20 protein-coding genes and 1 tRNA gene are annotated in these 26,385 nt (G+C 41.1%); 13 read left to right on the top strand and 8 right to left on the bottom strand.

Annotated elements, in window-relative coordinates:
• Positions 1–20: 20 nt before the first annotated feature.
• From CH352_RS14835 to CH352_RS14825, 3 genes are all read left to right on the top strand, one after another.
• Entirely contained in the window at positions 21–2,123 is a 2,103-nt protein-coding gene (locus tag CH352_RS14835) for a TonB-dependent receptor (protein ID WP_100706759.1), read from the top strand.
• The gene (locus CH352_RS14830) at positions 2,124–3,284 is read left to right on the top strand and encodes a YncE family protein (RefSeq protein WP_100706760.1); all 1,161 of its coding nucleotides are present in this window, start codon (positions 2,124–2,126) and stop codon (positions 3,282–3,284) included.
• A 104-nt stretch (positions 3,285–3,388) separates the two neighbouring features.
• On the top strand, positions 3,389–4,018 hold the full coding sequence (locus CH352_RS14825) for an ankyrin repeat domain-containing protein (protein ID WP_100706761.1): 630 nt from the start codon (positions 3,389–3,391) through the stop codon (positions 4,016–4,018).
• Positions 4,019–4,050: 32 nt separating this feature from the next.
• On the opposite strand, the gene CH352_RS14820 is transcribed toward CH352_RS14825, so the two are convergent.
• The 3 genes from CH352_RS14820 to CH352_RS14810 are packed head-to-tail and all read right to left on the bottom strand — an operon-like array spanning position 4,051 to position 6,880.
• The gene (locus CH352_RS14820) at positions 4,051–4,656 is read right to left on the bottom strand and encodes a tetratricopeptide repeat protein (protein ID WP_100706762.1); all 606 of its coding nucleotides are present in this window, start codon (positions 4,654–4,656) and stop codon (positions 4,051–4,053) included.
• Complete coding sequence (locus tag CH352_RS14815) at positions 4,653–6,014, bottom strand: Kelch repeat-containing protein (RefSeq protein WP_100706763.1); 1,362 nt, start codon at positions 6,012–6,014, stop codon at positions 4,653–4,655. Before CH352_RS14815 ends, CH352_RS14820 begins: the two co-directional genes overlap by 4 nt.
• The gene (locus tag CH352_RS14810) at positions 6,011–6,880 is read right to left on the bottom strand and encodes an LA_3334 family protein (RefSeq protein WP_100706764.1); all 870 of its coding nucleotides are present in this window, start codon (positions 6,878–6,880) and stop codon (positions 6,011–6,013) included. The genes CH352_RS14815 and CH352_RS14810 overlap by 4 nt, the downstream gene beginning before the upstream one ends.
• A gap of 436 nt (positions 6,881–7,316) precedes the next feature.
• Here CH352_RS14810 and CH352_RS14805 point away from each other — a divergent pair, with 436 nt between their 5' ends.
• From CH352_RS14805 to CH352_RS14795, 3 genes are read left to right on the top strand one after another with little or no spacing between them, the layout of a single operon-like run.
• Positions 7,317–14,510 carry an RHS repeat-associated core domain-containing protein gene (locus tag CH352_RS14805; protein ID WP_100706765.1) on the top strand — a complete coding sequence of 2,398 codons (7,194 nt, stop codon included), beginning with the start codon at positions 7,317–7,319 and terminating at the stop codon, positions 14,508–14,510.
• Positions 14,510–15,157: a hypothetical protein gene (locus CH352_RS14800; RefSeq protein ID WP_100706766.1), complete on the top strand. Its 648-nt coding sequence runs from the start codon at positions 14,510–14,512 to the stop codon at positions 15,155–15,157. The genes CH352_RS14805 and CH352_RS14800 overlap by 1 nt, the downstream gene beginning before the upstream one ends.
• Positions 15,158–15,200: 43 nt before the next feature.
• The gene (locus tag CH352_RS14795; protein ID WP_100706767.1) at positions 15,201–15,638 is read left to right on the top strand and encodes a TIGR04452 family lipoprotein; all 438 of its coding nucleotides are present in this window, start codon (positions 15,201–15,203) and stop codon (positions 15,636–15,638) included.
• Positions 15,639–15,643: 5 nt separating this feature from the next.
• Here the strand turns inward: CH352_RS14795 and CH352_RS14790 are convergent, their stop codons facing one another.
• Genes CH352_RS14790 through CH352_RS14780 form a run of 3 tightly spaced genes read right to left on the bottom strand, consistent with a single transcriptional unit; the run spans position 15,644 to position 19,382 of the window.
• Positions 15,644–16,285: a TetR/AcrR family transcriptional regulator gene (locus CH352_RS14790; RefSeq protein ID WP_100706768.1), complete on the bottom strand. Its 642-nt coding sequence runs from the start codon at positions 16,283–16,285 to the stop codon at positions 15,644–15,646.
• 2 nt (positions 16,286–16,287) lie between these two features.
• A complete protein-coding gene (locus CH352_RS14785) occupies positions 16,288–17,739 on the bottom strand; it encodes a phytoene desaturase family protein (RefSeq protein WP_100706769.1) in 1,452 nt (483 codons plus the stop codon).
• The gene (locus CH352_RS14780) at positions 17,739–19,382 is read right to left on the bottom strand and encodes a DUF3556 domain-containing protein (protein ID WP_100706770.1); all 1,644 of its coding nucleotides are present in this window, start codon (positions 19,380–19,382) and stop codon (positions 17,739–17,741) included. Before CH352_RS14780 ends, CH352_RS14785 begins: the two co-directional genes overlap by 1 nt.
• Positions 19,383–19,656: 274 nt before the next feature.
• On the opposite strand from CH352_RS14780, the gene vapB reads away from it, so the two are divergent.
• Together vapB and vapC are read left to right on the top strand one after the other, a co-directional pair.
• Positions 19,657–19,887, top strand: coding sequence for a type II toxin-antitoxin system antitoxin VapB (vapB, locus tag CH352_RS14775; protein ID WP_100706976.1), 231 nt, complete (start codon positions 19,657–19,659; stop codon positions 19,885–19,887).
• Entirely contained in the window at positions 19,884–20,285 is a 402-nt protein-coding gene (gene vapC / locus CH352_RS14770; protein ID WP_100706771.1) for a type II toxin-antitoxin system tRNA(fMet)-specific endonuclease VapC, read from the top strand. The genes vapB and vapC overlap by 4 nt, the downstream gene beginning before the upstream one ends.
• 183 nt (positions 20,286–20,468) lie before the next feature.
• Here vapC and CH352_RS14765 read toward each other — a convergent pair.
• Positions 20,469–20,540, bottom strand: a tRNA-Arg gene (locus CH352_RS14765).
• Between the two features lie 143 nt (positions 20,541–20,683).
• Here CH352_RS14765 and omp85 point away from each other — a divergent pair.
• Together omp85 and CH352_RS14755 are read left to right on the top strand one after the other, a co-directional pair.
• Positions 20,684–22,126, top strand: coding sequence for an Omp85 family outer membrane protein (omp85, locus tag CH352_RS14760; RefSeq protein ID WP_100706772.1), 1,443 nt, complete (start codon positions 20,684–20,686; stop codon positions 22,124–22,126).
• 110 nt (positions 22,127–22,236) lie between these two features.
• The gene (locus tag CH352_RS14755; RefSeq protein WP_100706773.1) at positions 22,237–22,581 is read left to right on the top strand and encodes an LIC10421/LIC12816 family protein; all 345 of its coding nucleotides are present in this window, start codon (positions 22,237–22,239) and stop codon (positions 22,579–22,581) included.
• On the opposite strand, the gene tmk is transcribed toward CH352_RS14755, so the two are convergent.
• Positions 22,575–23,168 (bottom strand): dTMP kinase, encoded by a 594-nt coding sequence (gene tmk / locus CH352_RS14750; protein WP_100706977.1) that lies wholly within the window; start codon positions 23,166–23,168, stop codon positions 22,575–22,577. The genes CH352_RS14755 and tmk overlap by 7 nt on opposite strands.
• A gap of 93 nt (positions 23,169–23,261) precedes the next feature.
• Between tmk and CH352_RS14745 the strand changes: the two genes are divergently transcribed.
• From CH352_RS14745 to CH352_RS14735, 3 genes are read left to right on the top strand one after another with little or no spacing between them, the layout of a single operon-like run.
• Positions 23,262–24,401, top strand: coding sequence for a S1C family serine protease (locus tag CH352_RS14745; protein WP_165780178.1), 1,140 nt, complete (start codon positions 23,262–23,264; stop codon positions 24,399–24,401).
• Positions 24,402–24,410: 9 nt separating this feature from the next.
• Complete coding sequence (gene ruvB / locus CH352_RS14740) at positions 24,411–25,442, top strand: Holliday junction branch migration DNA helicase RuvB (protein ID WP_100706775.1); 1,032 nt, start codon at positions 24,411–24,413, stop codon at positions 25,440–25,442.
• Entirely contained in the window at positions 25,420–26,355 is a 936-nt protein-coding gene (locus CH352_RS14735) for an energy transducer TonB (RefSeq protein ID WP_100706776.1), read from the top strand. Before ruvB ends, CH352_RS14735 begins: the two co-directional genes overlap by 23 nt.
• Positions 26,356–26,385: the final 30 nt, after the last annotated feature.

The raw sequence follows: 26,385 nt of genomic DNA, 5'->3' as shown, positions 1-26,385 counted from the left end.
TTTCGGGAGTTAAGGCCTCAATGTATAAAAGACCCAAACGATTCGGTAAGATACTTCATCTAGGGCTCTTTTTATTTTCCTTCCAAATATTTTCCCAAGAATCCCAGAAGACCGAAACTTCCACAGTAAAAGTGGTGGGGAAGACCAGTTCAAATTCTCAACCCGAAAATTTCAGAAAAAACCCAACAGGTTTTCAGACTTCGATCGATTTGGACCAATACAATGCACGTTATACGAACCTTCCGGACGTTTTAGAAAGAGAAGCAGGGGTTAGGATTAGAAGATATGGAGGATTAGGTTCTTATTCTACTCTTTCTCTTCGAGGAACGAACCCGAACCAAACCAGGATCTTTATAGATGGAGTTCCTTTTAATAATGCGCAAGGAGGAGAAGTAAACCTCGCGGATCTTCCCTTCGATAATCTACAAAGTATAGAAGTATATAGAAGTGGTGCTCCTGTCGGCTTTTCCGGTTCAGCGATCGGTGGAAGTGTAAACTTAGTCACAAGAACGGGATCGGGCCCTCCTAAAACTCGTGTTAATATCGGAGCAGGGAGTTTTAATACCGGAAAGGGTAGCATAACGCATACAGGAACTTATGGCGGGATCGGGACTAGCGTGTTCTTGTTGGGAGAAAAATCGGACCAAAACTTTTCCTATCTAAATAATCACGGGACCGTGCTTGTCAATCCACTGGACGACACGATTGACAAAAGAAGAAATGCGGAGTACGAAAGGACTTCCGGTATGATCGGACTTAGCGGGGATATCGGAGCTACCAAGATCAAATTTTGGAATGATCTCAATTATAGATTTCACGGGATTCCTGGACCTGCAAGTAACCAAACCCAGCAAGTCCATCGTAGATATCTTAGAAATACATCCTCTTTGGGAACGGATACAAAGGGTTTATTCGATGGGTTATTAAGATTAGAAACTCGGACTTTTACTTCATTTACGAACGACGATCTATTCGATCCAAAATCTGAATTTTCAAAAGGAACTCCTAACTCGACTGCGCATATGGGACAGTCCGGGTTCCAGGTCACTCCTACTTTCTATTTATTAGAATATTATCAAATTTTGAAATTCCATGCAGGGGTAGAAAGAGAAACATTTGAAAGATCCAGAAGTACTCCTCAAAATATAGATCTTAAATACGAACCCGGAAAAACAAGGACCTACACAACTTTTCAAGTAGAGGACGAATTCCGGTTTTTGGACGGAAAGTTAGTTCTGACTCCTGGAGTTTCCTGGGACTCTTACAGGGATAAATTCCAATCCGACGAACCTTGGTATAGAAAACAAGACCCGTTCGCTTCTGCAGTAAAAACCACCGAGTTTTCGAATCCTAAAACAGGACTTCTCTGGAGATTTTGGGAAAAAGAAAATTATTCTTTGGAATTCAAATCCAATATCGCAAGGCAATACAGGATCCCAAGTTTCCTAGAATTATTCGGAGAAGTCGGAACGATCATCGCGAACGATTCTCTTAAACCTGAAAGAAGTGAGAATGGGGACGCAGGTATTACAGGAAGATATAAAAACGGAGAGCTTAAATCTAATATTACAATTTCCTATTTTAGGAAAAGGATCAAGGATATGATCCTATTCATTTCGAATTCTCAATTCACTTTGAGACCAGAAAATGTGGACTCTGCACGAATTGATGGCGCGGAAGTTTCCCATAAAACCGAATACAAAGGCTGGAAATTTCTATTAGAATATACTTATCAGGAAGCGATTAACACTTCTCCTGCACCTTATTTGAACGGTAAATATCTTCCTCTTCGACCAAAACATGAGATCTCAGGAACGATCGCATACAGAGGAAAAACCTGGGAACTTGGGTTTGAAGGTGTATATGTGGGAGCTGTCTTCAAGGATAGGACAAACGAATATGTAAATTACCAACCTGCACGTCAGATTTGGAACGCATATCTTACACTTGTACTATATACTTCTCCTGAAGAAGAAGATCCTAGTAAAAAAGGAGAAAAGACTCCCAGAGAACTGCTCTTAAGCATAGATCTTAGGAATATGGGAGATAAGAGAGTGGAGGATATTGTAGGATATCCTTTGCCGGGAAGAAATTGGTTTATCACCTTGAGTGGGAGGTTTTAAGTGAGATTCGAAACACGTATCATTCTTCCTTTCTTCATTATCTTCTTTTCCTTCTGCGGTGATATTGAAAGACCACCTTTATACACTCTATTCTTAACTCCAAATCTTCCGAATAATATCGGAGTTGTTACTACTGATTTTGCGAGTGGAGGAAGGTTTAAGGTCTTAAATCCGGAGCTTCTTCTTTCTTATCCCGGATTGACACCTATTCATTCCGATGCTGTTGCCAGATTCGGAAATGATAGAGTGTATATTCTAAATCGTTTAAATAGGGATAGTATCCAAGTTTTGGATCCGGATTTCGGTTTCCAAACAGTGGCGGAATGGTCCATGGGGGCCGGGACAAATCCTACGGACATTGCGATTGTAGGCCAAAACAAGGCATATGTATCACTTTATGGATCTAGAATATTAAGGATTATTCATCCTTTAACTGGAGCGAATTTAGGACAGATCGATTTAGGTGGATATTCTGAACCAAGCGCAATTCCTGATAATCTACCTGAAATGTCCGGAATGCAGATTGTAGGTACCAGTCTTTTTGTAGTATTACAAAGATTGGATCGAAATGATCCGAGCGGATATTTTCCTCCGGGGGCTTGGGGATCGCTTCTGTTGGAGATAGATACTGTAACAGATTCTATTATTTCTACTTATACATTTCCGGTGCCGAATCCTGTGGGCAAACCGCAGATGTTGGAACTTTTCGGAGAGACTCATTTGGTCTTTGCCGCAGCAAATAGAATGGGTTTTTTAAGCCAGATTGACGGTGGGGTAGTGGCATTTCGTCTTTCCACCCGGACTTTTCGCTCGGGCTTTTTATTTCCGGAAACTGCTGCGGGCGGGGATATACTTGGAGTACAGATCAAAGACGAACAATTGGGTTATGCAAGCGTTCTGGATGCTTCTTTCAATAAAACATTACAAGTATTTAATCCAAGCACAGGTCAGAAACTGGCAAGTTTACTTTTTATCCCTTCTTCTTATGATGCGAGTTTGACCACAATCCTGCTTGCGGACGACGAGATACTTTACGTTTCTAATACTCAATTCACTCAGCCTGGCGTTACGATGTTCGATACGAGAGACAATCGACTTTTAACTCCTGCACCGATCTCCGTGGACCTCCAACCTTTCGACTTGATACAGCTCAAAGAATAATTCCAATAGAATTCTTTACGTAAGGTCGAAACCGGATTGACAAAGCCTTAAAAGAATGGATGATCCTTCGTTGTTTTTCGGAGGCCTAACATTTGAGTTCCGATATGTTCCAAATGATCGCTACCGGTCATAAAGCCCAAGTTATCTATTCATTGAGAGAAAATCCGGATCTTGCTTCTAAACAAAATCCGGAAGGGATCACTCCTGTACTATTCGCTCTCTATTACGGCAAAGAGGAGATAGTAAATTCATATCTTACCTTAGGAATTCCGCTCAATCTATTCGAAGCGGCCGCTTTGGGAGACTCAGATCGTGTTAAAGAACTCGTAGATTCCAATCCAAATATCGTTCATTCTTATAGTCCTGACGGTTGGACCCCTTTACATCTCGCTTCTCACTTCGGAAGACTTTCTATTATCCAATATTTGTTGGAGAAGGGAGCGGACATAAACGCTAAATCCAAAAGTAAATTATCGATCGGTAATACTGCATTACATTCTGCTGTTGCTTCTTGGAGAGCGGATGCCGTTGCATTACTTTTGGAAAATGGTGCGGATCCTAATTTTACGCAAGATGGCGGCTTTTCTCCGCTCCATATCGCAGCCTCAAGACAAGGAAATGAACAGATTGTTTCTTTACTATTGGACAAAGGTGCAGATCCGGAACTAAAAACAGAGGACGGTAAAACTGCTAGAGAGATCGCAGCAGAAAGAGGAATTGCGTTTAGTGCTTAGATTTTAGAGAGTTCCGCCGGCCGGTCTGAATATTATATTTTTCTAAATATTGCAAATAAGACTGTGATTTGTATTCCTAAAAGTAAATAAGTCCAATTCCAACCGTTTTCATTCGTTCGTTCTAATCTTTCTGTTTCTAATTCGATTTTTAGTTTTTCAATTTCTAAGCGTAGAACGTTCATACTAATCGTTAGATCTTCTATGCTTTTATTGGATGCACTTTGTGAGATAGAATTGTTTCTAAATGACGCAAGCGATCTTTTATACTGACGAGGAGCCTCATTCAACTCTGAAAGCTCCTTTCGGATACTTTCATTCAGAGGCCATTTTTCGTAGGCCTTTTCAAAATATTCTTTTGCTTTTAAGAAATCTCCTTTTTTCTTTTCTTCTTTGCCGATTCCGATCCACGCCCGGGTTAGTATAAATTCTGCCTTAGAGTTGGAGGGATCCGATTCTAAAATGGAATTAGCTAATAGCTCAGCTTCTTCAAATTGTTCGGATTCCAATAGAATGTTTCCTTCTTGAATCCATCTATCTTCTAACGAATCTTCTTCTGAAAGTAAAAATAAAGGAGAGAGTAGAAGAATACAAAATGCGAATATTCTAAAAACTGCAGATTCCGAAAACAGTAATCTCATCTGTCGATCCGAACCGCTTTATGAGCATATCTTCTTCTAGGCATAGGCAAAGTGTGAGTTACCCAAGCAGAACCCAATGGATTTCCGGAATCTAAAAAGTACACAGTATCTTCAGGAATATTAATGGAAGAAGCTCCGCCGAAAGAGAAAATTTTACGAGTCTCATAAGAAGTTTGGGCTGCAGGAAAATAAAGAGAAGCAGGAAGACTCGGGCCTAGAGAAAAGGAGCCAGAACCTAATTGGTAAAACTCAGTTCGATTTGTTGGAATAATAGAAGTCGCTGGTTGGAAAACATTTCCTGAACCTGTTGAACCTCCTACAACTGCGAAGTAAACTCCGTCTGCGGGAAAAAGATCTTGGGAAGAAGGTAAAATACAAACTCCTCCTCCCCCATGTTTGGATTCTCCCAAACTAGGCTCGCTGAAAGAAGTAGTGGTATTTGCAGAAGCAGCAAAACCATCGGTGCTTGAGTTTGCGCTTCCGCTGTTGTAAGTCCTACCACCAGTATAAAAAATGACACCATTGATCGCGCAACCTGACATATCCACTCTGCTGAATATCGTAGATGCGGAAGAAAAAGAGATCCATTGACCGTTTGTTCCAAGCTCCGGATAGAACTTTAGAATTGTATTAAATACCGGGCCATTTGTCATATCCGTAGAATTAGATCCGGAGAGAATATAGATCTCATCTCCAACGGAACCTGCCACCGCTCCGATAGAACCGGAAGGCAAAGAAGCCTTTGTTTCCCATAGATCCGCATAAGGATCATACACTTCTATCTTGGAAGAAGAAACATAAGTTCCGGATACATTCTCCATTCCTCCGATCACATATATTTTATTTTTATGATGAACGATAGAGGCAAATGCCCGAGGAGTTGGAACATATGTAATGGAAGAATACCAAATATCCGTCACGGGATCGAATAGATCCACTTCTCTGATCGGAAGTCCGTCATTCCCGATTCCTCCTAAGATCCAAATCCCTCTTGTTTTTGGAGGATCATTCGAGATCCAAGTGGTAAATTCTAAAATACTACCTTCTTCTAACTTTTGTGATCCACAGGTTAAAATCACTTTGTAAGATGTATTTGGACTTAAGTTTTTCCATTCTGAAAAATGAGTTTTTGAAGAGTGGACGTTAGGAAAGATCCCATCGTTCGTATACATCGTACCTTTTGAGGCTTTCGAGCAATTCCAAGAAAAAACTGCGGAATTCGGACTTAATTTAGCTACAAATGCAAATTCCGCCCTGGCAGATTCTTCTCCTAAAATTTCAGAGAGGCCGGAAGCTGTGCAGAGACAAAAATGTAAGGTTAGAAAGAAAATTATAAAAACAGAATATATTCTTCTCATATAGAAAACCCCCAAGAGAACTTAAATCCGGATCTGCAAAAATTAGAACCTTCTTCTATGCTACATTGAGAACGGATACCTATTCGGATGGAAGATCCGGATTCAATCTGCCAATTCCAGCCGAATTCAAAAATTAGATCCGGATTGATCGCAGATGTTTTTTCGTCTCCGGACCGGGCTGTATTGCTGAAACCGGATCCGAGCAGCCAATAAGGAGAAGATATTCCGTAATATTTTCCAAAATACGCAGATTGGCTCCATACACTTAGGTTTCCGTTTTTACCCTTTCCGATAGATGCCTCGGAAGAGAGCCCATAGAACCAAAACTTAGAGTTTGCATCTCTTTCTAAAAATGCACCTCCTCCATATGTGAGGGGAAACGCCTGCGCCCATACACCCAAGGAATAATATCCGGAACCGAAAAATCCGATCCTCCATTCTCTTTGTTTAGAAGTTTCTAATATGTATTTCTCCGGGAGTATAGGGGACTCGGAAGAGATTTCCTCAAAATTTTGAGATGGAATTTTACTTTTCTCTAATTCAACAAAACCAAGTTCCGTTTTTAAGATAAGTTTGTTCTCCTTCTTTTCGATCAAGATACCTTTAAGCTGGGTTCCGTCGGTTAGTTTGAATTCCGAATATCGATATGAAGAATCAGGTCCCTTCTTTCTGGGATCTATTCGTTGGAGTTCCAACCTGGGGATTTTGTATTTTTTATCCTTCCAGGAAAGAAGAATGTATTCCGCTTCTTCCGAGACTTCTTCCGCGATAAAAGCATCTCCATTCTTGAATAATATTTCTGAGGAGAAAAGATAATAAGGGAAGAAGAAGATCCCGTAAAAAACGAATATAAACTTTTTAAACATAAATAGATTTCAAATGAGGAAGGTCGAAATAGAGATTAGGACCGAGCCTTATATGGATGGGATGTGACTTCTTAGAGTAAAAAGAAAGAAAATTATTTTGAATTCGATTAAAATATCCCAATTTAGTATATTTTAAATATTGTATGTTCCTTTGGTGATCTTTTATTTTTCTTTAAATGATAGAATTCTTGCGGAATCTGGATTCCGGATTCCAAAATATACAAATAACGTGAATCCAAATTCAGGATATTTGAAAAAAGAATGTGAATATTGTGACTTTAATATCCTAAAATGGGATATTTATGTTTGACATTGGAAATTTTAAACGTGTAAGTGCTCTTAGATATAAAAATCACCTTTAGGTGAATCGCTCACAGCTCGGCTAATTCCTTCCGGAAAAAAATCCGGAAAATTTACAGAAGGATTTGGCAAGCTAATGTTTAAGACCGGAAGATATTATGTAATTCTTATATTTTGTAGTGCAATCCTGCTTTTAGCCTGGAATCCCCTGCGCCCGATTTACTCCTTCTTCTCCACATTCTTCGGATTAGAGACCGAGATCCCTCTTCCATTTCCGGACGTTAGCGTAAATTCTTACGGTAAACCGGGGTTTTCACTTTCTATCCAAGTTCCTCCAGGAACCGGCGATATAGTTCCTGCGATCAATATACAATATTCCGGTTCGGGTTCAGGGATCTTAGGGAAAGGTTGGTCCTTGGGTGGATTTCCTCAGATCTCAAAGAATCCAAACTTGGGAGTTCATTTTGTATCTTCTGATGGATACACATCTTCTCAATTTGGTGAGATGATTTTCGATACAAATGGGAATTATAAGTTCAAGTTTGAAAGTTTTTCCAAAGCTGAATTCGATGGTTCCGTTTGGAAGGTCCGAGATAAAAACGGGATTATTTATGAATACGGCAAAAATTTTTCCGGAGGTTCAAATTCCAGATTAGATAGCGATGGAGTGCCTATCGCATTTTATTTGGATAAGGTAAGGGATAGATTCGGAAATGGTTATGATATTGTATACGATCCTGAAAATTTACAATCTGCAGATGTTTTACCAAAAGAGATCATATATGCCAGAGGAAATGCCAGGATACTTTTTATCTATGAGGATCACTCTGAAAGATTCGGAGAGAAAATTTTCTCTCTGACCAAATCACTTTCTCGCAAGAAAAGATTAGAAAAAGTTGAAGTATATGCAAAAGATCCTTCAGGTTCGGAAAATTTAAGCGAAGTCTACGAATTTGATTATGATATTGTAGGTGGAGAGACGTTTCTTTCTTCTTTTCATCGCAAAAATTATAAACCAATCGTTTTTTCTTATTCGAGTCGGTCCAATCAGGCCCAATATGTCCAATCTTCCGGAAAAACATTCCAAAATTCTTATAGAGCTTCCGATCCGAGTGTAAAGTCCGCCTGCGAGACTACTGCTGCATTCTGCGCCTGTACTGCAGACTGGGGTTGTATAGTTGCAAGTAAATACAGCGCTCCTTCTCTTTGCCAGATTGGAATAGAGAATTATCAGGATATTTGCACAAACGGAGTGGAAATGTCTTTTGCAGTTCCTGCGGATGTTGATGGAGACGGAAGTCCTGAAATGGTCCGCGTTTTGGGAAATATGGACAGCCAAAGATTTTCTGTTTCTAAGCTTTCTTCTTGGGATACTGAAAACTTAGATCCGATCTCAGTGAGCGGAGAGCCGAAAGGAAATCCGATCGGAGTCACCACTGAGGGAAGGATTTTTCCCGGAGATTTTAACGGAGATGGTAAAACGGATTTCTTAGTTCTGAAATCGAACGGTGCCAAGGGTATCGTGTATTACGGTCCGGATCTAAGCTCGGTAGAATATTCCGAACTGATTGCAGAAAATTTACAACAAAGCAAACCATCGCATTTTTTGGCGGACGTGAATGGTGATGGTAAGACTGATTTTTTACAGGCAAAAACTTCCACCAAAATCCAAATATATCTTTCTACAGGTTCGGGTTTCCAAAAATCACAATTATTGAATATTACAGATCCAGGAAGTTCTTTCCAAGGACTTGTGGACATGGATAAAAACGGGATCCCTGATTTGTTAAGGATCAGCGGGACCTCCGATCCAAGATTGATCTTAACATTCTACGATTTTAAGAATGGAAATTTGATCGAATTGGAGGAAACCGAAATTTCCAGATCATCTTTCGGAAATGATGGAGACCAATTCATTTCAGATCTAAATGGAGATGGTTATCCTGATTTTGCATTTTTTTCAGGAGCTACAAGCCAAGGAATCATTCATTATTATCCATTTGATGGAAGAAAGTTTAGAACGAATGGAGGCGCTGCATTTCAAACGGTAAGTGTGAATGGTGCTTTTCCTTCCAAACAAAAACAAAACTCCTCCTCTTCCAGCCAGGTATATGTTGAAATTGATCTTACCGGGGATGGGATCAGAGATAAGGTTACTTATAATTATTCTGATCTTTCAAATCCGTATTTTACGATAGAGGTTTACGATACTTCCGCTTCCGATTATCTTCCCGGTTTTTCTTTGTATTGGAATCAGGATTTTACGCAGGATTTGAACGGAGACGGAGTTCCTGATATTCTCAGAGCAAACGTGAGCACCACGGAAGAACCTGACAATGAGGATTCGGATTCTCTTCCTCAAACCGTAACTATTCGGAATTTTTCTGTAAACATTACAAATATTACATATTATGAAATTTCCATAGATCTGAAAGATTATCTTCCTTCTACAAACATCTCCGGAAGTTCCTCGGATAATGCCTATTTTAATTGGAGGAATAGAAAAGAATTCATCGATCTAAATGGCGACGGAAGATCCGACTTTGTTCGATATGATTCTTCAGAATCTAAGTTGATTGTCTCATATTCTAAAACGGACTCCGATGGAAATCTGTTTTATTCCGCTGACGGGGACGAATCCTGGGTGACTGGAGGATATCTTTTACCCTTGGATATCAATGAGGATGGTAAGCCTGAGCTGTTAGGGTTGAATGGAGATAAAAGACCTCTGCAGTATTCAGTGGCTTCCAGTATTCCATTTGTGAATACAGTCGGCTATCGTCAGTTTCCTTACGAGTCCAATTTAGAATTACATCTTTTGAGATTTCGTTCCGAAGTTCCTGCAGGGATTTTGACTAAGATCGAAAACGGTTCTTATGTTTCCGACGGAAATGTAAGTGTCCAGTTGGAATATTCTCTTTCTAAAGATCACCCGACTGCAAATGGTCTGAGTTTATATGATCCAAGTCATCCTGAAATTTTTCCTTTAGTATTTCCTGATTTTCTCACAGTTAAACTCTCTCAGAAGGCAGGTTCCTCGGTCTTTGGGGAAAATTCGTATAAGTATTTCTACTCTAGATTTTATAGAGGTGGGTTTAGAAATTCCGGATATTTGGGGTTCCAGAAGATAGAGGAGAAAAATACGATCTCCAGCTCTATTACGGAAACGAAATATGATTCTTCTTTTTTAGAGTCTGTTGGAATTCCTACAGCTCAAGTAAGATCAAGAAATGGGATCAAACTTTCGGAATCTTGCAAGAACTTCCAAAAATCTTTCTCCTCGAACGGTGGAATACAGATCTTAGAAACGGATAGTTTAGAGAATGTATATCGTGGAGGACAATTGTTTCAATCTTCTACAGTAACTAAAACTTATGATAGTTACGGGAATATTGTCCAAAAAGATACGAGTATCAATGGTGCCACGGCCAGTGAAAATGTCTCCTATCTGAATGATTGGAATGAGGGTGTACTCGGAAAACCTATAGATATTCAAGTTTTGAAGAATGGAGAGTTAGTCTCACATAGAGTAATAGAATATTCTAATTTTCAAATATCTGCGGTGAAGGAAGAGATGAACCCCGGCGTTTGGAAAACTGAGGCAATTCAGTCTTACGACTCATATGGGAATCCGAGCCTTGTAAAAGAGTCTAACGGCAATTTGATCACTATAGAATATGATAATATTCTACATAAATTTCCCCTTAAGATGACCAATGGATTGGGTCAGGTCGCCTTAAAATCCTACGATCTTTCGAACGGTTTAGAATTATCCAGCACTGACGAAAACGGGGGAATTTCCAGAACGGAATACGATTCTCAAGGAAGGCCGTCAAAAAGTTATCTACCGGGGGAAAGCGACTGGTCCGAAAAAATCGAATATGAAAACACCGGGGACCTAGAGAATCAGCTTGTCCGAAAAATCTTCCGCAGAAGTAATGGAGAGACTTGGCAGGAAGATTTGAGTAATAATATTACCAAAGTCTCTAAAAGAAGAAGTAGCCTGGTAAACGGAACCGTTCTGGTCGAGGAGACTCGTCGGAATTTGGAAGGCCAGGTAATCAGAAAAATCGACCCATACCTGGAAGGATCCAATCCTTTTTCCTGGACGGATTATACATATGATCAGGAAGGGAACCAAACTAAAAGTGAAAGAAACGATGGCACTGTAATCGAATCTGAAACTACAGGTTTGATCTCCAAAACCAGGGAACTTCTTAACGGAAATCTAATTAAGGAAACCGTTGAAGAGAAAAATACACTCGGTCAGGTAATTTCTTCTACGCAGCAAGGAAAGACCACACATTATTCATATGATACCGCAGGAAGGATTTCTGAGATTATAGATCCTGAAAGTGGGACCACATCGATAGAGACGGACTTTGGGGGAAGAAAGACCAAGGTTATCAATCCTGATTCAGGCAAGATAGAATATGAATACGATCCTAATTCAGGAAAATTATCTAAGCAGAAATATCAAAACGGTTCTAATATCCAATACATTTACGATAGCTTAGGCAGAGTTTCTCAGGTCAAAGGAGATTCTCCCGAAACCGGGCCGATATATTATACATATGAATATGATGATCCTGAAAAAGAGAACGGGATCGGAAGATTGACCAAGGTTACGGATCCGCTCGGAACTACGGAGTTTGGATATGATCTAAAGGGGAACCAGAACCTAATCGTAAAAAAATTACCGGAGGAAGATCTAGAGTTTGTAATCCGTAAAAAATATAATCAACAAAACCAGATAGAAGAGACTATCTATCCCGATGGAAGTATCGCAAAAAATTTATATTCCGAAGCGGGATTTCTTTCCGGGATCACTTTAACTCCCGGGGACGGAAGCGGTTCTGATTTTCCTATTGTTCAATACCAAGGCCCTATCTTAGAGGATGGAGAGCTTAAGATCCAAAGACAATTGGGGAACGGTGTTAGAACGGACATATATTATGATTTAATAAAGCGTAGGCCTAGTCGGTTTGTTTCGGTTAAAGATACTGAAATTTACCAAAGTATCGAATATAATTACGATCAGTTCGGAAATTATCTTTCTATTTTGGATAAAAAGAACCCGGTTAGAACTCAAAATTTTCAATACGATTCAGTCAATAGGTTAGTGTCAGCTTCCGGAGTTTACGGGACTGAAGAATATACATATTCAGATTCCGGAAAATTACTTCAAAAAGGAAATTTATTCTATTCTTATGAAAATCCTTCTCATAAGAATGCGGTCACAAAGGTAACGGGGCAAAATAATTCTTATCAATATTCGTATGATGGTTCCGGGAATATCATCTCCAGGAACGGAGAAAGTTTTCATTACAATCCTTTCCAGAAATTAAAAGAGATCCAAACTGAAGACCAGGATAGCATTCGATTCGATTACGATTTTTCAGGAACCAGGATCCGAAAAACTAGATCCAGCGATTCTAGTAAGATAATCAGCTTAGGAGGATTGTATGAGGTTTCGATCTCTCCCGGAAAATCAACTCAACATACATTATACTTCCGAGGAAACTCAGGAGATCTGGTGGCACAATGGACCAGAACGGATGCTGTACTTGTAAGTTACCAAGGAGAAAGTATTTCTTCCGGAATATACGGATTAGAAACTACTTGGAAGACATTAGCCTGGGTGGCAAAAGATAATTCTATCCGAGGAATTAAATATCTATTCTTAGTTCCCGGAACTAATTTAGGATTTTTGTATATAACGATCCTATTAGGGTTAGGATTCGGACTTCTTTCTTTTAAAGAAGGACTTTGGAGATCTGTATTAAAGTTCACTTCTCCTGTATTGATCGTTTCTTTTTCAAACTGTTCCGTTCTAATGCCTGGCGGTAATGGAAATCCGCCTTGGTTAGTCCCTCCTCAATTCGATTCAAATACTCCGAATGTGAGTAGTCCTTACGAACCCGGAGGATCTGGCTCTGGAGCAGGACTTCCTGTAGGTGGTTTCTTATTCCTTCATCCTGATCATTTAGGTTCCATCACGATGGCAACGGACGGAAATGGAAACCGGATTGCCGGCGGAGATCAGGGAGGAGCATCACATATTTCTTATAAACCATATGGAGAGATCCAAAGAAACGATTCCTCCGGACCGGACGTGTTCCGTTATAAATACAACGGACAAGAAGAAGATAAAGAAACAGGTCTCTATTATTTCAAAGCAAGATATTACGATCCTCTTATCGGGAGATTTTTGCAGGCAGACTCGGTCATGGATACAACAAGACCAATGGGAATGGACCTGTACATGTATACCGAAGGAAATCCTATCAGATACACGGATCCAAGCGGTAACAGTATCTTGAGTAGTTTCTTGGAAAGGAACGGACTCGGATTCTTGAACTTTAATCTTTCCTTAAGTACATTCTTCAGTAATGCACTTTACGTAAGTTCTCAGCGTTGGAGCGATGCGGGTGCAGGTATTGCCATGGCATTGAACCCGATGGGAGTAATCGGAACTGCTTTGGGAGCGGGGGCTGTGGCTTCTATGGGTGTGGCAACTGCAGCTGCTACCGGGCTTGCATTGGCGTTAGGAGCAGGGATGGGGGCAAGTGCCGTAGCTACGATCCTCGCAATGAATTCAGTAGGTTTAATGGGATTAGGTTTAGGTGCCTCCTCTATAGGATCGATTTCTGCAACTACTTTGGCAGGAGCTACTATCGGAGCGGCAGCTTTGGCCGGTGCAGCTGCAGTTACATTAGGATTTACTGTTGCAACTGTGGCTGCTGCTACAGGGATTGCAGCTGCTTCTTTGGTTTCAGCTTCGGCAGCCTCCGCTGCAGGAGCCGCAGTGCTTGTCGCTCTTGGAGCATTGGCGGTCGCGTCCGTTTTGGTAATTACAGCCCTTGCCGTTGCAGTCGGAACTGCTCTACTTGTGAGTGCTATTATCCCTATTCTTGCATCCACAGGGCTTGGGGTTGGATTAGGGCTCGCAGGTGCTACACTATCTCCTTTCACTCTACAAGGATATATAGCAGGTGGATATTCTAAATCAAGTTTTAATAATATACATTGGGATGAGAAGAATGCTCGGATCGCTGCTTGTTATTCCGTAGCTGGACAGGTAGCTGCGGTTGGCGCATTTGCGGGTTACGCAGGATTACCTGCTCTGGGAATACCTGCTATTTCTCAAGTTCTCAGTGCAGATGCATTGTATTGGATCGGTATGGCAGGCACAACCAAAAGTGCAATCACCGGGGACTGGAGAAGTATCGTATTAGATACGATTTCCTATTACACGGGAATAAAATATTTAAGTACAATCTATACAGCCGGTGGAGCTATTCATGGGGCTTGCGGGGGAAGTCTCTAATGGGTAGTTTAGGTTTTCATTATGAACGAATGCTCATTCGCTTCCTAATTATATGGAGTTTTGCAAGTGGCTCGTTCTGCGGTCCGATTGGTCCAAATTATAATTATTGGGATATAGAAAGTTTTGATAGCACTTACTTGAGATTTAATTTTCCAGATCTTGGACCTGAATCTCAATATTTTCCACCCGGTCTCTTTGTTTCGGAAAGAGATAAAAAGACTTATTATCTTACGATTTTTTTAGAGAACGATTGGTTGCCAAACCGTAGTTTACAACCTGAAGAATGGTATTGGAAAAAGTTTTATTCAAATTGGGAAAGTTTACCTCCTATTGTTAAATCTGATCCTAGATTCAATTATATTTCAGGTTGTGAATATTACATACCTGTTCCTGTTGGAAAGTATAACTATTCAATATTTAGCTATAATCGCAATCGTTCGAATATTGGCAGCGGGAGTATGACGAAATTTGTCGAGCTGCAACCTGGTCAATCCGCTCGCATTCATTTTAGAAATCCTGAAACTTTAACGGAAGAAAAAATCGATCCTAATAAGTACATAAAATATACCAAGGGAGATCGAATTTTATTCTCTATAGAGTCTTCTCCTTTGCAGATGGATAAGCCAGGTTGCGAGTTTGTAAAATAAATCAAAAACAATAAACTTAAATCAACAAAGGTAAATGAAAACAATGAAACGAATCTGTATGACAATGCTGATTATTCTTTCTATCGCGAACTGTGTCGCAGTAGATACATTAGGATTAACTGATGCTTATAAGGGAGACGTTGCTAAGAATAAATTGTTAGCCGCAGCAAAAATTGGAGACTATTTGACAGCAAACGCTTATTTTACTGATCAAGGTTATACAGGATCGCAGTTGGATTCTTTTGTGGCTACACAAGTTATATTGGCTTCCTTTATAGACGAGGCAGTCTTTAATTTAGATGAATCCAAATATTATAAAAAGAAGGACGTAGACAATTGCGCTCAAGTGATCCAATTTTTAGGAGTTGCATTGGATTATGATTCTTTTACTACATACATGACCAATCGAACTTGCCGTTTAAGCCCGAACGATATGTTTCTCGATAAGAATATTGGCAAAAGTTCGAATAGCGGGAGTTGAACGGCTTAACCTCCCTGCAACTCCCTATCTTCCTGGATTACCCTCGAAACATTAGTAATCCCTCCTTGGAAAAGAAGGCCTAGATAATCGGATAATTTTCTGAGATTGTAGCCGTCTTCTTTTGCCAAAAGTACCATTGCTTCGAAGCCGGCTGCCACCATCATTACTGAAGTGATCCGGATTGGGTGCGCTGGAAAACCTCCTAACTCCACCATTCTTTTCAAGTCGCTATCCAATTCTTCCAAGATGTAAGTCATGGAACCGCCTTGGAAAAGATAACCTCGAATGATATCCCTGTTCCTGGTCAATAGATCCAAGTGAATTCTATCTTGCATCATCACATGAAAGACCGCAAAGTAAGCGTCACTTAAGAAAGCCAAAGGAGTTTCCGCTTTCGCTCTGGCTTCTCTAATCCCTTTTCTGATACCTTCCGCTAATTCATCCGCAATATCCTGCATTACGGATTCTTTATCTTTATAATAATTATAGAATGTGCCTTGAGCGAGACCACTTTCTCGGATAATTTCCCTTGTGGAGCATGCTTCGAATCCGATCGTCGCGAAAACCCTTCTGGCTGCGTTTAAGATCGCGTTCCTATTTTTTGTTTTATTGTCCTGTCTTCTGGACCCGGAAGTTTCTAATTTCATTTTTAATAACGAATCGATTTTAGTTTATGAATTTTTTTTAATACTGTTTTGGCTGCGTAATATCCGCACATCCCGTGCACTCCTCCTCCTGGAGGAGTGGAAGCGGAACAAATATATATATGAGGATTTGGAGTGGTGTACGGATCCATTTTTGCGATCGGTCTAAAAAAAGCTTGGGGAAGATCTGCCGCTCCTCCGGTAATCGCTCCACCCACATAGTTTAAATTATAAGAATGAAATTCCTTTGTATTCATAGAATGTCTGGCTAATATCCGTTCCTTGAATCCGGGTGCGAATCTTTCGATCTGGTTTTCTAAAATTCCAGTCATATCTTTTGTTGAGCCGGAAGGCACGTGGCAATACGCATATCCAGTATGTTTTCCTTTCGGTGCTCTCGTAGGATCAAACTGGCTTTGTTGAACTACCAACATATAAGGACGATCCGGATGTTTCCCCGCCCAGACTTCTGACTCAGCTTTTGCGATCTCGGAAAGTTTTCCGCCTACATGAACCGTGGATGCTTCCAGGCAGCGAGGGTCCTTCCAAGGAATTGGTCCATCCAATGCCCAGTCCATCTTGAATACTCCGGGACCGTATTTGTAAGAAGAGATCCTGTTAATATAAGAAGAAGATAATATATCTCCTGCAACTGATCCTAATTGGTCCGGGCTTGTGTCAAAAAGAATTGCCTTTGCCTTAGGAAGTTGCGATAGACTGGAAACTTTATAGTTTGTTTGGAACTTCACTCCGAACCCTTTTAGGTAAGATTCCAAAGATTTTGCGATCATTGCGGAACCGCCTTCTACTACTGGCCAAGAACGAACATGTCCAGTCAAAGAAAACAAAAGTCCGAGTGCTCCGCTTAAGAACTTCTCCAGAGGAAAAATAGAATGTCCGGCACAGCCTGCAAATAACGCCTTTGCTCTTTCTTCTTTAAACCAAGAATTTGCGATCGATTTTGCGGATCGGAGACCTAATAATCCGAATCTCGCCAATAAAAAGGGATGTTTTGGTATACCAAGAGGAGCTAACGCGTCAGACAAAAGTCCTTCCGGATTTTTTAGAAATGGAGAGATCAGTTTTATGTAAGACTTTTTATCCGAGCCTAAATTCTCCGCGGTTTCTTCTAAAGAAAGTTTTAAAAGAACTGCGGATTCTCCGTCCAAGGGGTGGGCCACGGAAGCTTCCGGTTCTATCCATTTGAGTCCATGTTTTTCCAAAGGAAGTGTTTTTAGATAAGGGGATAAAATTCCCATAGGATGTGCGGCGGAACAAACGTCATGATGAAAACCAGGTAAGGTTAACTCTTTAGTTCGTAAACCGCCTCCTATCGTATCCGAAGCTTCCAGTACTAAAACTGAAAGTCCGGACCCCGCCAGAACGGAGGCGGCAGCCAATCCGTTCGGGCCGGATCCTATGATACAAATATCATATTCTTCGGAGCTGAAATCCATTATTTAGTCGGCCAAGGTTGGAGTTCCTTCAAATCGGCAACTTCAATCTTTCCATCTTCTATCAGACCTTTTTCTGCGTCGTGGATCCTATAGTTAATAGTAGATTTTCCTAATGGTTGTCCTTCTATGAAGATACAACGTAGCTCTTCATCCTTGAATCCACATTGAGCTTGTACGGATCTAAGCAGTTGTTCGCTATGAAGGTGACCTTCTCCGAAGTTCCAGCCTACTACCATTCCTGCGATCAGTTCACCTTCTACCCATTCGTACTTTTCAAAATTCTTAACTGCCTTTGGCACTAATTTTTGGAATGCCTTTCCGTGCAAGTGCATGAGTCTGAATGCCATTACTTTACTCACTAATCCTACGGATACTTTTCTTTCGTAGAACATATCCAACTGGTCGTATAGCCATCCGGAGGTTTTGGTTAGCTTCTCTAATTTTTTATAACTATCATCCTTGAACATCCACACACTAACCGCCCAATTTCCTGCGTAATAACGCATTGCGAGTAGGAAGGAGATCCAATCCGGTCTGATATTCCCGATCAAAGGAAGAGAGAAAGAGAACACGAATAAGAACGCTGCCACAGGTGCGGAGTCTAATTGGAAAGGAGTAATGGTTGGATTTGCTCTAAACAAAAAGAAGCCCGAGTAAACTACTAAGAAGTTCCATTCGATCGGAACTCCCATCGGGAAGTTACTAGTGATATAAGTATGTAGGAATACCATCATCGTTAATCCAACGATCAGGACAGTTTGAGAACCAGTCATGATCGCGGTAAATAGAACGATAGGAGTTCCTAACTCTAAAACGATCCCCATGTACGCTTTTGCAACAGCGGTAGAAGAAGGACGAAGATCTTCCGGATAATTTTTGTACATAGCCTTTCTGAACCAAGAGAAAGGAGTGAATGGACTATTACTTGCCATTACACAAACTACACTCGGAAAATGTGCATTAAGTTTGGAGAACCCCGCAAATAACCAGATCGAAAGTTGGACAATCATCGCACCTGCGATCCAGTTCTGAGCGAATGCAAATACAACTATCGTTACCCAGTAATGTTCCGCCCTTGCTGCAAGAAAAACAGTTTTATCTAATATACCTGCAATGACTAAGCTAATGATGATAGGTAAAAATTGTTCGAAACCTGGAGCAGGATGTATCAAACATAGAATAGAATAAACCAAAACTGAAGCGTAAGCTACGATCTCCAGAATTCCTCTAGTTCTTCCTCCAATGATAGGAGCGCCTTCGAATAAAGGCATTTTGGTGGTCTTAGGTCTTAAGAAATATAAGAACCCACCGACAGGAGGGAAATATCTTCCGGTTAACGGACCACTTCCACAACCGAGTCCCAAAACTTCGAATAGCATACTCCATACGATTGCTTTTTGAAAAGCTACCGGAACAAGCCACCAAGAGATAGTTCCCCATGTCCCGAGCCCTGGACTAAAAGAGCAGAAATAGATCCAACCCGCGATATAGCCTACGATCTTTAAAACATATATGATATACGCTCCGAGAGGGGAACCGTAACCTTGGACTGCCCAGGCTTGGCAGGACAAACGGGCCCTGTCCGCGAACGACATTTTCGCCCAGGCCAAGGCATCATAGGGGGGAGCTTTAGGAAGGAACATCTTTCTCTCCGTGTTCTATATTTAGAGAGTGTGATATACAAGAGTCATGAGAAATGTCAAGAAAAAATGACTAATTGGTCACATTTAGAATGTGTTTTATAGTGGGGAAGGGCTGGGCGACTCCTTCGGACCGCGCTGCTGCGGGCTCGGGCAGTCGCCCTCGTCACTTCGTGACTAAAGCCCTTCGCATCGCTGTCGCATAGTTTTTGGGAATATACCTTCTCTTTGAAAGGTCTTGACATTGTCTAAAATATATATTCTAGTATATATATATATGAATCGAGCTAAAATATTCAAAAATGGAGACAGCCAGGCAGTTCGTCTTCCGAAAGAATATAGATTTAAAGGCAAAGAAGTCTATATTCATAAGGAAGGAGAAGTCGTTATATTGACTCCTATTCAGGAGGCTGTCGATAGACTTTGGAATTCTCTAAATGAGTTTTCCACGGATTTTAAAATAGAAAGGGATCAGCCTAAGGATTATGATAGGCGCGATCCTATATGAATAAGTATCTTTTAGATACGAACATTTGCATCTATATCATAAATCAAAGACCTGATTCGGTTTATAAGAAATTTAAGAAAGTAGCTTTAGAGAATCTCTATATCTCTTCTATTACGGAATTTGAATTATATTTTGGCGTCGAAAAAAGCCTTCATAAAGAGAAGAATAGAAGAGCGTTAACCGATTTCATTGGATATTTGAATATCTTGCCTTTTGATAGCAATTCATCTGCGATCACTGCTAAAATACGTTTCAGTCTGGAAAAATCGGGAAAACCGATCGGTCCCTTCGATCTATTAATAGCCTCTCAGGCTATTTCCAATGATCATATCCTTGTGACTAATAATGAAAAAGAGTTCAAAAGGATTAAAGAGTTAAAGATAGAGAATTGGCTATAAACTGCAACTACCGGGACTCGCCGTTACGCAATCTCGCATCCTGCTCGATTTGGCTCCACGGCGTCTCAAGCTGGGCTCAACACATCCTGTGTTTCGCGCGCGATCTTTTCACGCTCCCTATGGGTCGCTAAGATCGCTTTCCAGCTTTCGCTTCGAGTCCAATGATTTGTCTGTTGGGAATTTTGCACCTACCGGGACTCGAACCCGGACCCCAGGCTCCGGAGGCCTGTACTCTATCCGTTGAGCTATAGGTGCGTATGTTGGTGAGTTTTTGTGACTTGCCAAAGCAGTCAATCTGATTCCTTGGGGAGGGATTTTGCATAATTGTCTGAAGGGTTTCAAAGGTTTTTAGCTTACTTTTTACTGCTCTTATTCAACTTGCCCTTAGGCGGCTGCATTTGTTTTCTCTTCGGCATTTTTTTATAGCCTGTATATTGTTCCCGATTTCGATTTTTTCGGAAGGGGAGAAGGTTGCAATCGATCTGAGCGAATCCAAACGTCTTTCCAAACAAGAGTTGGAAGAAAAAAGGAACGGTTGGTATGCGACTGGCCTTCCCGTTTTTTCGGAAGATCCTGTAAGAGGACAAGGCTATGGTGCGAGGGGATTTTTATACCAGAACGGAAATCGTTCCGATCCTTATTTCGAATTCCAACCTTACAAATATAGATTCGGCGCTCAGGCTTATAAGACTACAAAAGGTGCAGACTATTATGAGTTCACTTTTGATAGTCCTTTTCTTTTCGATACTGCTTATAGATTGAAAACAAGTGTTTCTTATAGCACGAACAAGAATTCTCAGTATTTCGGGATTGGGACTGACACGTTACGCGAAATCCAATATAGGGATCGGAACCAACCTACAGGCGAATTGAAGAATGGAGGCAGCTTCTCCGATCTTGAAGATGCACTTTCTTATCGCAGACCTTCTTCTCCAGGATCTATATATCCGTATGAAAGTAATGTTTTGTATAATACTTACGAATTTCGTTCTACTACTGCTACATTTTCGGTGGATAAAACTTTTTGGGGGGCATTTCGCTGGATTGTGGCTCCTGAGTTTTCTCAGAATATCATTCGCACTTATGATTATCCGAATGGAAGAATTGCGACTAACGGAGATTATTATTCCGTAGCAAGAGATCCTTCAACCGGCTGGGGTTCTTCCTATCCGAATGGGACTTCTAAACTAACCAAAGACTACCAAGCAGGTCTTATCAATGGTTATCATGGTGGAAATGTAAATTACATCCACATCGGACTTGCTTACGATACTCGGGACTTCGAACCGGATCCTGATTCAGGTGTTCTATTGGAGATGAATTATTCTTCTTCTTCCAAACGTGCCGGTTCGGATTTTGAGTTTGAGAAATTTTTTACTCAAGGCAAATTTTTCTATATGCCTTTTCCGAAACTTTTCGAAGAACTTGTGGTTGCGGGAAGAGCAGGTCTTCATTATTCAAAAGGAGAAGTTCCTTTTTCAGAATATCGTTATATGTGGTCCATTGACGGACCGATCAACGGATTGGGTGGTCTACAAACTCTACGCGGTTATAGACAGGAAAGATTTATCGCTCCTATGATCGGTTTCGGAAATTTAGAGATCCGTTGGAGATTTGGAACATTCAAATTTTGGGATCAATTGATCACTTTGAGTCTTGTTCCATTTTATGATTTCGGTAGAGTATGGAACGGATATCATGATATCAGCACCCAAGGTTATAAATTTTCTTACGGAACAGGTTTGAGAATTATCTGGAACCAGGCCACAGTTATACTCATCGATTATGCCAAGTCTAGAGAAGATTCCCAACTATTTATAGATATAGGCCAGATTTTCTAAGAATTTCAGAACATAGAAATTTGCTATTCAGGATTGGTACTTTCTAAACAATTGAGTTTGGCCGGACCAAATATACAGATCGGCCTTAGAACAAATCAAAGAGAGTCAAGATGAAGATCCAATCACTTGTCGGGCTAATTTCAATTCTATCCCTGTTTCCATTTGCAGTTTCTTCCTTCTCCGCAGAAGAGGAAACAAAACTGATCGAAAAGGCACTGGTGGAAACTTTGTCCACCCAAGAACAAAAAGAAGCGCTCCAAAAATACCTGACTAATCTTTCCAAGAAAAAAAGGAATGAGGCGATCCATCTGAGGGAGCTTGCTTCTACCGAACCGAAACATCATTCTTCCCAGGCTCGAAAGAAGAAGTTAGTGGAACTTGCAGCTCAACTGGACAAAGAAGCTTCTATCCACGAAGAGACCTTAAAAACTCTGAAGCAATCCTTAGTTCAATAAGAGATTTTTTCAGTTACTAATTTTAATAATTCTTCCGTTGGGAGTTTTGCATCTAAACGGACGGTATTCTCCGGAAGAATTTCTTCATAAGCTTTTTTGATCTTAGTCAAAGCGCTGATCGTTTCAAATCTATCCTTTGTAGTATCTCTTCCCTGCAATCTCGCCAAAGCTTCTTCGGGCGCTATTTCCAGATAAAAAACTTTTTCAGGTTCCGGAAATCCTCTGTCTAAATTCTTTTTCAGGATCTCTCTTGCGGAAAAAAATTCCCCCGACTGGTAAGCAGCGGTGGAATACATGTACCGATCGAGTAGTACGATCTTTTTTTGGGAGAGTGAAGGTAAAATATTCCTTTGGAGAGAAACTTCTCTATCTTCCAAAAAGGCTTCGATCTGTTTCTCTGGAGACAGTTCTACTTCTCCGCTTAAAAATTTTCGCAAGTAGAGCCCGGATTCGTACCGAGTTGGTTCCGCAAAACAAATTGCTGGAACATGTTTGGAGGTGAGAAGGTCTAAGACTCGGACAGAAAGGGTACTTTTACCACTTCCGTCCAAACCTTCAAAAACGTAAAATCCGGGTATTTGTGCCATGCGTTTGGATTGGAAAGCCACTTGACATGAGTAGTTTTGCTTCGAATGCTGAAAGCTCATCTACCGGAATCCCATTCCCGAGGGCAGGAATCCATGAAAAAAACCGACAGATTCAAAAATTTCCTGGTGATAGGCATATCCGTAATGGCCGGAGTGATCCTTTCTCCGATCTTGTATTGCGGAACAGGAAATGACAGCGCTTTATTTTTAAACGCGAAATCAGATAGAGAGCCAAGTGCATCTGCGAAAGCAGCAGTCTCCATCCAAAAAGCATTCGAAGAAGTTTACGAAAACGTTTCTCCAAGCGTTGTGTTGATCGCTACCGAAGGAACAGTCAATGTTCCTCAATACTCAGATCCGTTTCAGGAATTTTTTTACGGACCACAGGGTAGAGTAAGAAATCAGAAAAGAAAAGTGAGCGGACTAGGTTCCGGTTTTATCCTAAACAAAGAAGGATACATTCTCACTAACGATCACGTAGTTCGTAATTTCGATAAATTTAAAGTAGTTTTTAAGAATGTAAAAGAACCCGTTTCCGCTAAGTTGATCGGGACAGATCCGATGATAGATGTTGCACTTCTGAAAGTGGATGCAAACCAGGATCTTCAACCTATTGAGATTGGAGATTCTTCCGCAGTAAAAGTGGGAGATTGGGCGATCGCGATTGGCGCTCCATTCGGTTTGGAACAATCTATGACAGTTGGAGTGATTTCCAAAGTAGGAAGAGGCGGTATCGATAATTCCGGAGTTCATTATATCCAGACAGATGCTGCTATCAACCAAGGGAATTCAGGAGGACCACTTTTAGACATCAACGGAAGAGTGGTTGGTATCAACCGTATGATCGTTTCTCCAAGCGGTGGATCGATCGGTTTAGGCTTTGCGATCCCTATCAACGAAGCTAAGGCAATCGTAGAAGAATTAAAATCAGGCGGAAAAGTCAAACGTGCTCGATTGGGAGTCGCGTTAGACGATCTCACTGAAGAGACAGCTAAGGAACTCAAACTTTCCGGACCGGAAGGTGCATTTGTTCGTCAAGTGCAGAATGGTAGTGCCGCTGCAGAAGCAGGTATCGATGTAGAAGATGTAATCCTGGAGATAGACGGAGCAAAGATCAAGAACGCGAATGACGTGGTCTCTAAGATCAGAGCTTCTAAAGTAGGCCAGAGAGTCTCCATCGTTGTATTTAGAAAGGGCCAGATCCTAAAAATTTCCGTTAAGCTGGCGGAGTGAAAAAATCTTTTGGCAGGGCATACCTTAAATCCGGAGGATAAATTTGACGATGAGATATCTCTTCGTCCCTCCTTATTCTCCGAGTTTATAGGACAAAAAGAGATCCTGTCCAATCTGGGCGTCTTTGTAGGAGCCGCCAAAAAAAGAGGCCAAGCACTGGATCATGTACTTTTATCCGGGCCTCCCGGTCTAGGCAAGACTACACTTGCAGGTATTATTTCCCAAGAGCTTGGTACTCGGATCGTAGTTACTTCTGCTCCTGTTTTGACAAGAGGAGCAGATCTTGCAAAATTACTCACCGATCTAGAAGAGAGAGATATATTATTTATAGATGAAATACATTCCTTAGGTCGCAAAGTAGAAGAGATCTTATACCCTGCGATGGAAAATTTCATGATCGATCTTCTCGTGGGAGAAGGGATCACCGCTCAAACCATCCAGATCAAATTAAAACCGTTCACTTTGATCGGAGCCACTACTCGAAGTGGGCTCATTTCCGATCCACTCAAGAGTAGATTCGGTATCCATTTCCGTTTGGAGTATTATGACGATGCGGAAATGAAAGATATCGTCCTAAGATCCTCCAAGATTTTGGGTTACGAGATTGAAGAGAACGCAGCTTTCGAGATAGGAAGAAGGTCCCGAAAAACACCTAGGATCGCAAACCACCTTCTCAAGAGGGTGAGGGACTTTGCGGAAGTAAAAGGGGAAAAAAAGATCCAAATTCCAGCCTGCGAAGAGGCATTTTCCCGCCTGGGAATAGACGAACTGGGCCTAGATCGAATGGACCGACAGATCTTAGAATGTATGATCGATCGGTACAAGGGCGGCCCTGTAGGTCTAAAACCGATCGCCGCAGTGATCGGAGAGGAAGAAAGGACTCTAGAAGACCATTACGAATCCTATATGGTAAGAGTTGGCTTGATCAATAGAACCTCATCCGGTAGAGTAGCCACGGAGAAGGCTTATAAGCTGATGGACAAAATCCCTCCGGCTTTCGGCAAAAGAATAGAAGAAGATGCGGCTCCCGGCCTTTTTTAAAAGCGAAATAGATAACACAGGAGATTTAGGAGAAGACGATCGTCGTCTTCTATTCGCCGCGTTTTTCGTATTTGCATTTGCTTCATTCTTAGTTGCTCACTTATTCACACGTAATATTCTATTTAAGATCCTGGGAGAAGACCCGATCGTTCAGGTAAAAGAAAGAGCGGAACGAGAAAAGATTTACGAAGTTCTATTAGAGCAGGAGTTCGTAGACAAAAGGATCAAAGACGAATACAAAGCACTGTCTAACGTAGAGTCCGCAGGTTCAGGCGGGATCACAAAGGAAAAAGGATTTCATACACTTTCCCCTTTCCGTGAATTCGTCATGGGAAATATTTTTAGAAATCCTTCCAAGGCCACTCCTCAAAATTCTCAAAAGAAAACGGAAGAAGAAAAAGTATACGAGGTTGCTATCCTAAAACAGGACCCTGTAGAATTTACGAATCCGAACGAACAAACTCCGGAACAAACTCCAGCCACCGGAAGAATGACAAAGATCCCGTTCAATTATCGTTTTCAACAAGATATGCTATTTCGTTGGGACGGAAGTTCTTCTATGAGTGTTCCTACTAAAAAGTTAGTAGGCTACGAATATTTTAAAAGAATGCTCCGCCAGATCGAACAGAGTTTTTCTCCTCCTGGTGGAGGAAACTTCGGATATCGTGATGGAGCGGGAACTGTGATCCGAGAAGCGATCGAACCCGGGGAAGCGAAAGTGCAATTTTTATTAAACGATGCAGGCCAGGTAATCGACACAAAACTAATCTCTTCCCAAGGGCAATCTCTTGTAGACCAATCCTGCGTGGATGCACTTCGAGGACAAAATTTCGGAAAAGTCCCTGAAGATGTAAAAGCACAAGGAATGATTTACGGAATTACTTTTATCTTCCCTCGTATTTATAGAAGATAATCACTCTAATATTCCTTCCGTATAGCAAAG

Origin of the sequence: Leptospira hartskeerlii, from assembly GCF_002811475.1 — a bacterium.
Lineage (GTDB): Bacteria > Spirochaetota > Leptospiria > Leptospirales > Leptospiraceae > Leptospira_B > Leptospira_B hartskeerlii.
This window is presented reverse-complemented; position numbering and strand designations above follow the sequence as displayed.

Bases quoted from the DNA above. Each gene is read 5' to 3' on its own strand.
- CH352_RS14835 (WP_100706759.1), top strand. From the start codon at position 21: ATGTATAAAAGACCCAAACGATTCGGTAAGATACTTCATCTAGGGCTC.
- CH352_RS14825 (WP_100706761.1), top strand. From the start codon at position 3,389: ATGTTCCAAATGATCGCTACCGGTCATAAAGCCCAAGTTATCTATTCA.
- CH352_RS14820 (WP_100706762.1), bottom strand. From the start codon at position 4,656: ATGAGATTACTGTTTTCGGAATCTGCAGTTTTTAGAATATTCGCATTT.
- CH352_RS14815 (WP_100706763.1), bottom strand. From the start codon at position 6,014: ATGAGAAGAATATATTCTGTTTTTATAATTTTCTTTCTAACCTTACAT.
- CH352_RS14810 (WP_100706764.1), bottom strand. From the start codon at position 6,880: ATGTTTAAAAAGTTTATATTCGTTTTTTACGGGATCTTCTTCTTCCCT.
- CH352_RS14805 (WP_100706765.1), top strand. From the start codon at position 7,317: ATGTTTAAGACCGGAAGATATTATGTAATTCTTATATTTTGTAGTGCA.
- CH352_RS14800 (WP_100706766.1), top strand. From the start codon at position 14,510: ATGGGTAGTTTAGGTTTTCATTATGAACGAATGCTCATTCGCTTCCTA.
- CH352_RS14795 (WP_100706767.1), top strand. From the start codon at position 15,201: ATGAAACGAATCTGTATGACAATGCTGATTATTCTTTCTATCGCGAAC.
- CH352_RS14790 (WP_100706768.1), bottom strand. From the start codon at position 16,285: ATGAAATTAGAAACTTCCGGGTCCAGAAGACAGGACAATAAAACAAAA.
- CH352_RS14785 (WP_100706769.1), bottom strand. From the start codon at position 17,739: ATGGATTTCAGCTCCGAAGAATATGATATTTGTATCATAGGATCCGGC.
- CH352_RS14780 (WP_100706770.1), bottom strand. From the start codon at position 19,382: ATGTTCCTTCCTAAAGCTCCCCCCTATGATGCCTTGGCCTGGGCGAAA.
- vapB (WP_100706976.1), top strand. From the start codon at position 19,657: ATGAATCGAGCTAAAATATTCAAAAATGGAGACAGCCAGGCAGTTCGT.
- vapC (WP_100706771.1), top strand. From the start codon at position 19,884: ATGAATAAGTATCTTTTAGATACGAACATTTGCATCTATATCATAAAT.
- CH352_RS14755 (WP_100706773.1), top strand. From the start codon at position 22,237: ATGAAGATCCAATCACTTGTCGGGCTAATTTCAATTCTATCCCTGTTT.
- tmk (WP_100706977.1), bottom strand. From the start codon at position 23,168: ATGGCACAAATACCCGGATTTTACGTTTTTGAAGGTTTGGACGGAAGT.
- CH352_RS14745 (WP_165780178.1), top strand. From the start codon at position 23,262: ATGAAAAAAACCGACAGATTCAAAAATTTCCTGGTGATAGGCATATCC.
- CH352_RS14735 (WP_100706776.1), top strand. From the start codon at position 25,420: ATGCGGCTCCCGGCCTTTTTTAAAAGCGAAATAGATAACACAGGAGAT.